The organism is Pediococcus sp. EKM201D, from assembly GCF_011800215.1.
GTDB classification, from domain to species: Bacteria; Bacillota; Bacilli; order Lactobacillales; family Lactobacillaceae; genus Pediococcus; species Pediococcus pentosaceus.
In genome coordinates this window covers 165,896-178,996 of sequence record NZ_JAALFK010000001.1, presented here as the reverse complement: position 1 = coordinate 178,996, position 13,101 = coordinate 165,896, and the positions used below count along the sequence as shown (strand labels likewise).

Genomic DNA, 13,101 nt, shown 5'->3' with positions numbered 1-13,101 from the left:
AAATAAGCTAAACTTTGTCAGCTAAAAAGTTTTTAAGTAGATTTCTTTAAATATTTCCAAAAAAAACTATTTTGTAGCTATTTATATCATATCCGTTCTAAAAAATACATATTTAACTCAGAGGTATGTTAGTGAGAATTCATCAGTCAAGTTAGTGTTAATTATCTTTAAATTACGCTATGCTTAAATTAAAAAACGGGGGGTCGTCTGTATGCGATTATGGCATGAAAAGTTAATTTCTAAACTACCACGTGCCCAGCTTTTAGGACAGCATCGAGAAATTGCAGCCTTACGAGGTAACGGTTGGGGTAAAAAACATGCAACCGTTGATTATGTTTTTACTCATTCTCCTTACAAACTTTATCAATTTCATCGATTAGTATTAGCTGAGATGCAGTCACGAGGTTATCATCCTAACCCTAAATGGTTTGAACCAACTTTCCGTGGTTTCCATTGTCCGCCTTATTTAGAATTATGTGCTTGCCCACTAACTTCCCCAATCTATCCAGAACATGATCAACAGTATTTAATTGAATGTCTGGAAAATTTAGAGTCTAAAGGAGTTCGATTATAAGCCAAACACCCGACGGGTTCTAATAATATATTTATAATAAAAGGCCAATTCTTACGAATTGGTCTTTTTAAGAATTATCTTTTAATTACATATTCGTTCTCTAATCCCTTACTTACCAAAATTTTCAGCAATAATCGTCTTGGACTTAACTAAACGGGCCTTATTATTACTAAAATCTTGGGTTAAATATGCATAATAGAGTAAATCAACCACGTACAATTGAGCTAACAATGACGTGGTTGCAGCAGTCCGTAACACTCCACTTTCACCACCGTCATCGTGCGTTAACGTAACAGTACTATTTTTTGCGATAGTACTGTTACGTTCATGCGTAATAGCGATTATTGGTATGTTTAGCGAACTAGCTACTCTGGTTATGTGGCAACTTTCCTTAGTCTCACCTGAATCTGAAACAACAATTAATACTGAATTAGGTTTGGCTAATCCGACCGCCATTAGATGTGTATCTAACGTTTGGATGACAGACTTTCCAATTCGAATAAATTTTTGTTGAAAATCCTCTGCCACTAAATTAGATGCGCCCATCCCAAATACGTAGATATCATCTGCTTGCTCAACAATATCGGTTGCTTTTTTTACATCATTTTTAAGTAATATTTGGTTGGTTTGTCCGATTGCATGACTTATTCGAAACTCCAGCTTATGTTTCATAACATCCAAGTCATCCGATGGATTAACTTCGGTATACAAGGAATCATCTACCTTTATTTCTGACGCAACTTGAATCTTTAAACCTGGCAAACCACTCTTACAAATTTTTTTTGCTAACCTAACTACAGTCGCCGGACTTACTTGAGTTCGATCAGAAATTTCTTCGGCGTTCATCTGAATCACCTCTCGCGGATAATCGATCATAAATCGGGCTACTTTCTGCTCAGATCTTGAAAATTTTTCAAAATCGTTACTCAATGTAAATAAAATATTTTTCATAAAACTTTGAACTCCCACATATTTGTCAGATTTAACATTAGCTCCTAATTATAAATTATAGTAATATATCCAAAAAGACCGGAAAATATCCGATCTTCTAAATTTGAATACTTAGTTAATATAGTTATTTTATCCTACTATCCATTAATACGGTATTATCTTTAGTCTGTATATTTGATTCAATTTCGTCAATCTTAAAATCGGATGTGTTAGTAACAATCGTCATTGTAACTGGATCAAAATCAGCGTCAATAATTTTTTGCCAATCAACTGTACCCAATACATCTCCATGTTTAACAGTATCGCCCACTTGAATATTTAAATTAAAATACTTGCCATTTAACTTAACAGTATCGACCCCCATATGAACTAGGACTTCTTCACCAATTTTATCCATAAAACCGATTGCATGTTTTGTGTCTGCTATCATAGTAACTTTCCCACCTACCGGGGCATAGATTTTAGAATTAATATCAGGTATTATAGCTACTGTTTTTCCCATTACTTCCTGGGCCATCATTGGATCACTTACTGTATCGATTGCAACTTTCTTACCAATAACAGGAGCCGTTATCGTAGTCATTGCAACATTTGGATCAATTACCTTCTTATTTCCATTTTGGGATAAAGCATCTGTCTCAACAGTTGTTGCTTCTCCAAGAATTGCATCCTTTGGAATTCCAAAGAAATATGTTGCTACAAATCCACCAACGTATCCTGCTAATAACCCCAGCACATAAGACATCATATGTCCATTCGTAATCAAAGGAACTAACGCTAATCCTGATGGGCCTATGGCAATGGCACCAACATGGCCTAATCCACCAACGACAGCTCCCCCAATTCCGCCACCAATACAAGCTGTGATAAACGGACGACCTAATGGTAAAGTAACACCATATATTAATGGTTCTCCGATACCTAAAATACCAACTGGAAGAGCACCTTTAATCATATTTGTAAGCTGTTTATTTTTACGACATCTGAGCCAAAGTGCAATCGCAGCTCCAACTTGTCCAGCACCTGCCATAGCTAAAATTGGTAATAATGGGGTCGAACCAGTTTTATTAATCATTTCAATATGAATCGGCGTTAAGATTTGATGAAGCCCAAACATAACCATCGGCAAGAATAGTGCTCCTAAAACGAATCCAGAAAATGCTCCGCCGACATTTAGAATCCAATTAATAGCTCCAACTAACGAACTTGAAATAACACCAGCTATAGGCATAATAATAAAAATTGTAAATACTCCAATTATAAGTAAAGAGAGTGCTGGAGTTACTATAATGTCAATTGCATCCGGAACCCATTTATGTAACTTTTTTTCAATTAAAGAAAGTAACCAAACGGCAAATATTACACCGATAATTCCTCCTTGACCAGCGCTCATTGGTTGACCATTAAAAATATTATGCAAAGGTGCATTAATATCCATTCCAGGTAATAACGTTACCGCACCTATGACACCGCCTAATCCAGCTGTTGCACCAAATTCAGTTGCCGCGTTAATTCCGACATAAATTGCTAAATATGAAAATACACCATTTTGAATGAATTTCAAAATTGCGACAAAATCAGTATAGCTTTTACTTATATCTCCAGCAACAATTAAATTAGACATTACCGCAGCTACGCCACCAATTAATCCAGCTCCGACAAACGCTGGAATTAACGGTATAAAAATATTCGAAATGGATTTTAAAATTTGCTTAATTGGAGTTTGTTTTTGCTTAGCTTTTTGTGCAGCTTTTACTTTAGCAGCCTTAGCCTCAACGATTTCTTTATCAGTCATACCGGTTGTATCTATTTCTATATTAGGAAATGGTTCACCCAATTTAACGCCAGCTTCTTTCACCATTTCATCAGCTACTTTATTTACAGTTCCTGGTCCGACAATTACTTGGAGGGTGTCTTCTTCAACGACTCCTAATACCCCATTAATATTTTTCAGTTTTTCGATATCTACTTTGTCATCATTTCTAATGGTCATTCGGACACGAGTCATACAATGAATTAATTTTTCAACATTTTCGATACCACCAACTGCGCCGTAAATTTCACGTGCAATTCTTTTAATTTTTTCTTCAGATGTTTCTGACATAAGTTCTCATCCCCACTTTATATTGTCTTTCTAACAAAACCTTTTGCTACCTGCAGCCTCTTTTTTGCTTCATTCAAATCGACATCAGTTAAGATCATAACAATGGCCAACTTCACATCTTTACCTGCCTTTTCAAACATATCATTCGCTACTGTATAACTTACATCCGTTGCTTCCATAATAATACGTTTTGAACGTTCCACTAATTTGGCATTGGTGGGTTTCACATCTACCATTAAGTTCTTATAAACCTTTCCAATCCCGATCATTGAGGCTGTAGATAGCATGTTTAACACAAGTTTTTGGGCTGTCCCCGATTTTAAACGCGTTGAACCAGTTAAAACCTCAGGGCCCACTGATATTTCAATGTTAATATCAGCATGTTTACTAATTTTAGCGTGATCATTACAAGCAAGACTAATTGTTGCTGCACCAACTTTTTTGGCATAGTCTAATCCACCAATGACATATGGTGTTCGTCCACTTGCAGCAATTCCAACGACAATATCTTTATTAGTTAAGTTTTGAGATTGCAAATCCTTAGCACCTAGCTCTGGCGAATCTTCAGCTCCTTCTACAGCAATTGTCATAGCTTTCATTCCACCTGCAATCAAGCCTTGAACCATCTTAGGGTCTGTTCCAAAAGTTGGTACACACTCTGCAGCATCTAGAACACCTAGTCGACCACTTGTCCCAGCACCAATGTAGAATAAACGCCCTTTTTTGTTAAAACTAAGGATAATCTGTTTGACAGCTTGTGTAATATCAGGTAGCACCTTACCAACTCTTTGAGCTACCTTTTGATCTTCAGAATTCATTATTTTTAATATTTCTGCTGTAGATAGCTCGTCTAAATTCATAGTTTCCTCATTACGAGTTTCCGTTGTTAAATCACTTAAATCAATCATGCTGCTCCTCCTTGTATGCGCTTTCATTTACAGTTACATTTTATAATAAAAGAAATAACATTTCAAATAAATATTTTATTATTCTATTTTTAAGAAATTTAATTTCTTAAAACTGTTAAAAGTACTAACATATTAATTAATCTTGATATTCATTTTTTAAATATCACAACCTACCCCCTTCTAAACTTGCAAATATGATAGTGTACAGAAGTTCTCCCCCCTCATATACTTTAGTTTGTTAAATCAAACTTACTAAAAATATTTGGAGGTAAAGTTATGACTGTTGATGTTACGAAAGAAATGCAATTTAGTGATGCTTTTGCATATATTGATGATGGTGTAGAACATGGTGTCCTTAGCCCATTTGAAACCAAAGAATTAATCCTAAAGAAAGGCGAAAAAATCGCCGATGGATTTAAACCACTTGATACTGATATTAAAATGTTAAAAGATATCCCTGTTAAATTACGAGATGGAGTAACCATTTATACCGATATTTATTTACCAATTACAAATGACAAAGTTCCTACCTTAATTGCTTGGAGCCCTTATGGTAAAAGCGCTGGAACTGCACCAAGATATAAAAATCTTTTTAACATGCTTGGAATGGGTAATCAATGGAATTCTGGATTGACTAAATTTGAGGCACCTGATCCAGCCTACTGGACTCGTCATGGATATGCAGTGGCTAACCCCGATATGCGTGGAATCGCTCATAGCGAAGGAAATACAACGATGCTTGGTTCACAAGAAGCTCAGGATGGTTATGATTTAATTGAATGGATTGCCCAACAAGATTGGTCCAACGGTAAGACGGCCCTAACTGGTACTTCCTATTTAGCTTGGTCACAATGGTTTATTGCTGCTGAAAGACCACCACATTTAACTGCAATTAATCCTACCGAAGGTTTGTCAGATGCATATCGTGACTTGGCCTTTATCGGAGGAATTCCTGACAAAAACTTTATTGAACGCTTAGCCGTAAATCATGTCAGTGCAAATGATGCCAAACGTGAGGATTTAGCTAAAGAAATGGATGCTGATCCGTTAGTTACGGCTCCCGTTTGGCAAGACAAAATTGCAGATACCAGCAAAATTGAAGTTCCCGCTTTTGTGATTGGCAGTTATTCCAACACATTGCATACCATGGGAACATTCCGAGCTTGGCGCACCTTAGGATCTAAAGATAAATGGCTCAGAATTCATGATCGTCAAGAATGGCCTTATTACTACGATAAAAATAATACGGAAGAACTTCGTCGTTTCTTTGACCACTATTTACTTGGCAAAGAAAATGGATGGGAAAATACAGCTCCTGTTCGCTACACTACCATTGGTTTTCAAGGCAAAAATGAGACAGATATTCCAGCAACTAGCTTTCCACCAGCTGGTGTGAATAACCAACCATTTTATCTCAACCCCTTAACTCGGACTTTGCAAGAAAAGCCTTTGTCACAGGCTGCCACAGTGCAGTATGTAGCTAACGACAATCCTGGACGTGTCTCATTTTTAACTACTTTCGATGCGCCGGTCACGATGGTCGGTTATCCTAAGGCAAAGCTATTCATGGAAGTCGACGGTTACGATGATATGGATATCTTTATCATGGTACAAAAATTAGACAAATACAGTAATGTGTTAAGTGAGTTCGTTGTACCTAATCACGGTGCAGCCCTCCAAGACTTTACTCAAGAAAGTGCCTCGGCCCTACGTTATAAAGGAGTCTGGGGCCGTCTACGAGCTTCAATGCGTCATTTAGATGATAAGATGAGCACGGATGAGATTCCTGCATATTCATTTGATCGCGTTGAAAAGTTGGCACCAAAAGAAATTGTCCAATTAGATGTTGTTTTAAGCCCAATGGGGATGACTTTTGCTCCTGGCGAATCGTTACGTTTTGTAATCAGTTCCAAGAATGAATTAGGTTCTGTTATGCCAGGGACTCCTGGTGCTACCCCTGACAATCAAGGTATCCATATCCTTCATACCGGTGGCAAATATGATTCCTATTTACAATTACCTATCTTAAAAAAATAGAAAAGAATTTAGTTGCTTAACTAAAGGATTTGTAGTATTAATGACTATAAATCCTTTTTTTGATTGGAGTCACAATGAATTTAACAACATTAGAATACTTCGTTCAAGTAGCAACAGAAGGAAGCCTAACTAAGGCTGCTGATAAACTTTTTATTTCTCAACCTACTTTAAGCCGTCACATGAAAAATTTGGAAGCTGAATTAAATACTCAACTATTTGTTCGTCAAAGTCATTCTCTAAAACTCACCGAAAATGGGATTACTTTTTTAAAAGCTACGACAAAAGTAATCCAAGACGTAGATGCATTAAAACATTTCTTTGATCAACACCAAACAGCTAGCAATCCAACTCACTACCTTAATGTGGGCTATTTAGAAAATTTTCGTTTAGAAAAAATGTATGCAGTCCTGGACCAAATTAGTCATGAGAATAATATTCAGTTCTCGCTCTTTCCAGACACCCCAACTAATTTATCCAAAGGTTTATCTTCTGGTAAATATGACTTGATTTACTCTTTAAGACCCTATACCACTGACAATGTATTGTTTAAAAGCACGGATTTTTTAGAAAATCATCTTCAGATTGCATTACCAATTAATCATCCTTTAGCCATGAAACCACAACTTTCGTTTTCCGATTTAAAAAATGAAACTTTTATTTTATTAGATCGAGATAAATCACCAATTATTGTCGACAATGTGTTAAGTCAAGGAATCAAAAATGGCTACAATTTAAAAGCAAATTATTATGTTAAAAATTTAAGTCAGGGACTTTCAATGACAGCATTGGGAAATGGATTAGCCTTCCTATATTCTGCAATGAATGACGGCCAATTGGAAAAACAATACCGTATAAAAATTAAAGATTTAACCGATAATTTTGGTAATCAAAATATTGTGATCGCAATGAAACGTTCCGTAGATAATGCATTGATTGGATCTATTTTCGAAAAAATAATCGATACTAAAAAAAATAGATAAGCTAGTTAACTAGCTTATCTATTTTTGTATTTTCACAATAAAAAGTCATGCTCTAGCTCTAAAAGGTTTAGTTATTTATGAAAACTCTTACTTCCTAAACCATTCGTTTCTGACTGGCAAAAACTTTAACATCTGAATTTTCTCGTTCCCATAACGTACTTTTATTTTTAAAATATGATCCATCCTTCGATTGGAAACCTCTAAGTATTCATTTTTTCCTAAAATATTATTTTCTTCTTTTTTAATACCAGATTAAATGTTAACTTTCCGTGATACTAATTTTGCTGATCTAGCTGTTTTAGTTTCTCTCAGGCATAATAGTATTTTGATCAGCAATCTTTCTAAAGATTAAGAATTTCGCTACTTACAAAAAAGCTTATTACGTTTGTTAATTATCTCTAAAAAAACTGAGACTAAACAACATAATAAGCTTTTTTAATCCAATTGGTTTCGGGCTGCGTTGATTTTTTTCAATACACTAACGGTGATTCTAATATCTTGTTCAGTGAATTGATCTAGTGCTTGTTCTAAGCGTCGTTCTAGTTCTTGATGAAATTGGTGATGAACAGCCTCTACTTCCCGACCTAGATTGGTAAGCCGCAAATACGTATCCTTTTGATTTCCTTTCATATGATATTTTTCAACAAATCCATATTCAACAAGTCGATTGACCAGTTTAGATATGGCCCCTTGAGTCATATTTATATACCGCAATAAATCATTAATTTTTAAATTATAATCGGCAATCCATGCAATCACATCTAATTCTATAATGGAAAGTTTATTCAGGTTCTTTATATCATTGTGGCTGCCAATTAATTCTTTAATGGCCCTTTCATTAGAATGTTCGCGGTAATTTTTTAGTTCCTTAGCTAGTTCTTCATTCATTTATATTCCTCGACATATATATTGACTTTATAAATTTTGGTGCTATATTAAATATATTCCAAAGAATATAAAAGTACAAGAAAAGAGCATATTATGAAAAAAATAACAATTGTTTTTGATCACCCATATGGAAAAGAAGCTGGTTACAATGAACCACATAACCGTTCTTTTACTTCTGCTCTACTAGTTGCTGTGATACAGGCGTTAGAAAAACAAAGCGCTCAAATAGATTTAATTGACCTACACCAAGATCAATTTAATCCTGTAATGACTAAAACTGATTTACTTAATTGGCGAACTCACCCTTTCGTTGACACTCAAAGTCAAAACTACTTCGAAAGGCTCCAAAATTCAGATGAAATCATTATGTTATTTCCAATTTGGTGGGAAATGATGCCTGCAATGACCAAGGGTTTTATTGATAAGGTATTTGCCAAAGGACAAATCCAAGAACATCGTGGTATTACGCGACGACTATTTTCATCGAACACCAAAGTTAGAGTTCTTACGGTATCTGGTGCTCCAACCTGGATATACAAAGTTCTCTATGGGAATCCTGTTGGTCGCATGTTAAAACGTGGCGTTTTTAGAAAGTCTGGTGTTAAAAATTTTAAATGGCATAATTTTAATGCCGAAGACGTTTCTCCTAAGGCTCGTGCTAAAATGCTTAATTCAGTAGCTAAATATATTTAAATTACCTTTTCCCAATTAAAGGCTAAATTATTTTTGATCAATATTAAGTTTTGATATTGGAAAACAAAACTCCTATTTATTAATAAATAGGAGTTTTTATGTGTCACTAAAAATTTCTATATTTAATGTTCAATAGTCACTACACCATAAGTTTCTATTTCTTAGGTTTACTTCCTTTTTAAAATTGTGATTATCGTAGATAGAATTAATAGCGGTACTAGTAAAAAATACACAAATTTGTTTGATTTCTTCTCTCCAGTTTGAGGAAGTTTTTGATATTTTTTAATTGCACGCTTTTGATGGACTGAGTTTTGCTTTTTTATTTTATCACCTGATTTTATCAGCGTATTTAGTTTAAACTTAGTTTTATGTGTTGACTCAACTTTCTGCCTGTCATGATGAGGTTTAAGGCTTATTTTTTTGTGTGACTCTTTTCAGTGTTAATCCTTACCTCTCGATTTGGGTGAATCACCCTTACTAGAATTATTTTAATTTGTTTAAACTTCTTTGGAGAATTGCCACCAACCACCTCATTTTGTTTGTTGGCTTGATATACCACCGTTTTTTCAACGTCTTGATGGTAACTATTAATATTATTAATCGCCCTAACAATCTCAGGGATTGGTGTATATCCCTCTATGATTGGTGAAACTACACTCCTAAAATTAGTACCGTCAACCGCTTGCCATACTCCATAATATTTTTGACCCGTGACCTGATCAATTTTTACAATTCGTCTAAAACTAAGTTTATTTTTATATGTTGGCTCAGCTAATTGGCCGTCATCATATTGATAATAAATTACTTCTTTTACCGCACGTTGTTCAAAATCCATTTTTTCTCCATGTTTTAGATGTACTTCATACATTTTTATTAGCTTATCTTGGTCGTAAAACACCCCATTTTGGGGATAATCATCACTAACCAACTCGTAGCCTGCCCACTTATATTGATTAATCGCATCGACTGTTCGATAACTATCTCGAGTGCGATAAGCTCCATTTAGTCCTTTTTCGCTTAATTTTTTTCGAGTTGTATCATCATAGTATGTTACTTGAGCTTTTTCGTCGTTAATTTTGTATACTACCGTTTCTTCTATATCTTTATGGCTGCCATCAATGTTATTGATCGTTTCAATTGCCTCAAGAGTTGGCGTATAACCAATAATTTTCGGAGAATCTACTTTTTTAAAGTACGTTCCATCAATTGCTTGCCAATTTCCATAGCGTTTCTGCTTTGTTACTTGATCAAACTCGATAATTCGTTTGAAATCAAGTTCGTTTTCATATATTGGTCCAGCAGGTTGACCGTTATCATATAGATAATGAATCACTTCCTTTACAGTACTTTTTTCTGGTTGCTTAACGATTTTATGTTTTAAATGAATTTCATACACTCGAACTAATTTATCTTGACTATAGTTTGCTCCATTCTTAGGGTAGTTATCACTCACCAACTCATAACCCATTTGTTTATAACGCTGAATTGTATTAGCCGTTCGATAAACATCTCGACTACCATAAACACCATGTAGGAGTTGCTCACTTAGTTTTCGCCCTATCGTATCATCGAAATATTTCACTCGAGCTTTTTCGTCGTTAGCTTTGTAAACTACTATTTTTTCGATATTTGCGTGATTAACATTGATATTATTGATGGCCACAACTACTTTAGGCAGCGCCGTATAACCTTCTATCTTAGGAGAAACAACCTTCTTAAAACTTGTACCTTCAGTTGCTTGCCAAATTCCATAGTATTTTTTTCCTGTAACCTGATCAATTCCAACCATCCGACTAAAATTAAGCACACTTTCATATACTGGTTTGGCTAAATGACCATTGTCATATAGATAATGAATCACTTCCTTTACAGTACTTTTTTCTGATTGCTCAATGATTTTATGTTTTAAATGAATTTCATACACTCGAACCAATTTATCTTGACTATATTTTGCTCCGTTTTTAGGGTAGTCATCACTCACCAACTCATAACCCATTTGTTTATAATGCTGAATTGTATTAGCCGTTCGATAAACATCTCGACTACCATAAGCACCATGTAGAAATTGCTCACTTAACTTTCTCCCTGTCGTATCATCGAAATATTTCACTTGAGCTTTTTCATCGTTAGCTTTGTAAACTACTATTTTTTCGATATTTTTATGATTTTCGTTAATATTAGTAATTTCATCGATCAATTTTGGTACAGCGGTATAGCCTTTTATATACGGAGAAACTACTCTTTTAAAACTAGTTCCATCAACCGCCTGCCAATTCTTATAATTTCTTTGTTTTGTAACTTGATCAGTTTCTACCTTCCGTTCAAAATTAAGTACATTTTGGTATATCGGTCTGGCTAATTGACCATTATCATAGCGATAATGAACGGTCTCTTTCACATTCCGTTTTTCAAAATCAGACTCTATTCCATGCTTAAAATGAACTTCGTATATTTGATCGGTTCTATCGTCAGTATCAAAAGTAGTTCCCGTTACAAAATTATCACTAACTAATTGATAACCTTGTTTTAAATAATCTTGGATGTCTGCTCTTGTAGAGTACTTCATCGTTTTACCACCCTGGCCAGTTAGTACACGGACTCTCATGTTAGTTCCAGTATTATCGTCAATATACTTAATAAATGCTTTTTGAATTGACGTATATTTCATGGAGTCAATTTTAAAAAATTGTTTAGTAGGTAATACGCCTGTGGATGAAGCGATAGTAAAGTAATAGACGGGATCTTTAGCATCATAATCAAATTTTTTCTTAAAATAACATCCCCCGTTGGGGTCGAAAGGATCACCTTAAATTCTTTCGTACGAGCTGTATATATCATTTTTATAGCGTGGTATTTATTATCTTCGATAATTTTTGGTAAAGGCCGTACACTGTCTTTATCAATGGTCCCTTGACCATTTTTATTAGTAGTTACCATCGCACCATATGGATCGGGAAAAGCATCATCAGCTTCACCCTGTAAGCGCCTGGTAGTGTTACCAAACTTAAACGATCTACCCACGTTATGCCATGTGTCAGCTTTCCATCCAAAAGCATTAGTCACTCCATAGATACCCAAATTCCCACCGCTTCCACCAATTTGGTTACGGGTTCCTTTGTAAAAAACGATCCCAATTCCGTCTGCGATTCCCTTTAAAACTCTAAAAACATTCCTTACTTTCGTTTCTTTTCCTAAATTAATTGCACCATCAATTCTAAAATTGTGCCTAAGGTCTATTCCTCCTTTAAAAGTGATATTGCCACTTTGCCATGAACCTGTAGTAAGCTTTTGCTCACCGGTTATTGGATTGTAGTTACCTTTGGCACTCCCGTTCTGATTAAAGTAATCTTTAAAATTATCTTTGTTTACATACACATTATCCTGTAAATCTGTTTTATCATTTGGTTTCACTTTAATTTCACTGTTTATAAAATTTATATTTTTAATAGTACCTTGATTTTCATGGATTTTCTTAGGGGTTATTAGAGCTCTGTTCTTCACTTTTGTATTTTTTAGTGACCAATCGTCCTTAATAGTTTTTGGATCGACAATCCGATTTTGATTTTTTTTAAGTAGCCTTGAAGCTTGGTTACTATCTGCTCTTTTATTAGTATCATTGGATTTTGATGGTTGACTATGAGTCTCTGTTTTTACATCAACACCCACTTCCTTAGTGGTTTTACCATTCTTAGTTAGCTCTAATAACTGATTTGTTTTTAAAGAATTAGCATCTTTATAAGTATTCACTTTTCCAATCTCGGAAGCCTGAGCTACATCTGCATGCTGTAGATAACTAATACCAAGTCCTAACATAGCTAAATTGATCAATGTTAAGATCCTCTTAGGTTCGAGACGTGGACAATATTTCTTTTTATTGAACGATTTACCAAACTTTGCAGTCAATCTAAGTCACTCCAATTTAATTTTAAATTTAAAAACATTATTCATTACTAATCGCATTATTCT

General features: G+C 34.8%; 11 protein-coding genes. 4 read left to right on the top strand and 7 right to left on the bottom strand.

From position 1 onward, the window contains the following. Window positions 1-211: 211 nt before the first annotated feature. Window positions 212-574 carry a TIGR02328 family protein gene (locus HFC68_RS00905; protein ID WP_011673448.1) on the top strand — a complete coding sequence of 121 codons (363 nt, stop codon included), beginning with the start codon at window positions 212-214 and terminating at the stop codon, window positions 572-574. 108 nt (window positions 575-682) lie between these two features. Here the strand turns inward: HFC68_RS00905 and HFC68_RS00900 are convergent, their stop codons facing one another. From HFC68_RS00900 to murQ, 3 genes are all read right to left on the bottom strand, one after another. Further along, window positions 683-1,525 carry a MurR/RpiR family transcriptional regulator gene (locus HFC68_RS00900; RefSeq protein ID WP_011673449.1) on the bottom strand — a complete coding sequence of 281 codons (843 nt, stop codon included), beginning with the start codon at window positions 1,523-1,525 and terminating at the stop codon, window positions 683-685. A gap of 124 nt (window positions 1,526-1,649) precedes the next feature. Then, window positions 1,650-3,629 carry a glucose PTS transporter subunit IIA gene (locus HFC68_RS00895; RefSeq protein ID WP_167399569.1) on the bottom strand — a complete coding sequence of 660 codons (1,980 nt, stop codon included), beginning with the start codon at window positions 3,627-3,629 and terminating at the stop codon, window positions 1,650-1,652. 17 nt (window positions 3,630-3,646) lie between these two features. Next, window positions 3,647-4,537 carry an N-acetylmuramic acid 6-phosphate etherase gene (murQ, locus tag HFC68_RS00890; RefSeq protein ID WP_011673451.1) on the bottom strand — a complete coding sequence of 297 codons (891 nt, stop codon included), beginning with the start codon at window positions 4,535-4,537 and terminating at the stop codon, window positions 3,647-3,649. A gap of 276 nt (window positions 4,538-4,813) precedes the next feature. On the opposite strand from murQ, the gene HFC68_RS00885 reads away from it, so the two are divergent. Beyond that, window positions 4,814-6,574: a CocE/NonD family hydrolase gene (locus HFC68_RS00885; protein ID WP_011673452.1), complete on the top strand. Its 1,761-nt coding sequence runs from the start codon at window positions 4,814-4,816 to the stop codon at window positions 6,572-6,574. A gap of 74 nt (window positions 6,575-6,648) precedes the next feature. Then, complete coding sequence (locus HFC68_RS00880) at window positions 6,649-7,554, top strand: LysR family transcriptional regulator (protein ID WP_011673453.1); 906 nt, start codon at window positions 6,649-6,651, stop codon at window positions 7,552-7,554. 435 nt (window positions 7,555-7,989) lie between these two features. Here the strand turns inward: HFC68_RS00880 and HFC68_RS00875 are convergent, their stop codons facing one another. Further along, window positions 7,990-8,442: a MarR family winged helix-turn-helix transcriptional regulator gene (locus HFC68_RS00875; RefSeq protein ID WP_011673454.1), complete on the bottom strand. Its 453-nt coding sequence runs from the start codon at window positions 8,440-8,442 to the stop codon at window positions 7,990-7,992. A 93-nt stretch (window positions 8,443-8,535) separates the two neighbouring features. Here HFC68_RS00875 and HFC68_RS00870 point away from each other — a divergent pair, with 93 nt between their 5' ends. Continuing rightward, window positions 8,536-9,135: an NAD(P)H-dependent oxidoreductase gene (locus HFC68_RS00870; protein WP_011673455.1), complete on the top strand. Its 600-nt coding sequence runs from the start codon at window positions 8,536-8,538 to the stop codon at window positions 9,133-9,135. Between the two features lie 167 nt (window positions 9,136-9,302). Here HFC68_RS00870 and HFC68_RS09420 read toward each other — a convergent pair whose 3' ends face one another. From HFC68_RS09420 to HFC68_RS00855, 3 genes are all read right to left on the bottom strand, one after another. Then, on the bottom strand, window positions 9,303-9,422 hold the full coding sequence (locus HFC68_RS09420) for an LPXTG cell wall anchor domain-containing protein (RefSeq protein ID WP_372237474.1): 120 nt from the start codon (window positions 9,420-9,422) through the stop codon (window positions 9,303-9,305). A 125-nt stretch (window positions 9,423-9,547) separates the two neighbouring features. Further along, complete coding sequence (locus tag HFC68_RS00860; RefSeq protein WP_041526967.1) at window positions 9,548-11,803, bottom strand: hypothetical protein; 2,256 nt, start codon at window positions 11,801-11,803, stop codon at window positions 9,548-9,550. Beyond that, entirely contained in the window at window positions 11,800-13,038 is a 1,239-nt protein-coding gene (locus HFC68_RS00855; RefSeq protein WP_011673457.1) for a hypothetical protein, read from the bottom strand. The genes HFC68_RS00860 and HFC68_RS00855 overlap by 4 nt, the downstream gene beginning before the upstream one ends. Window positions 13,039-13,101: the final 63 nt, after the last annotated feature.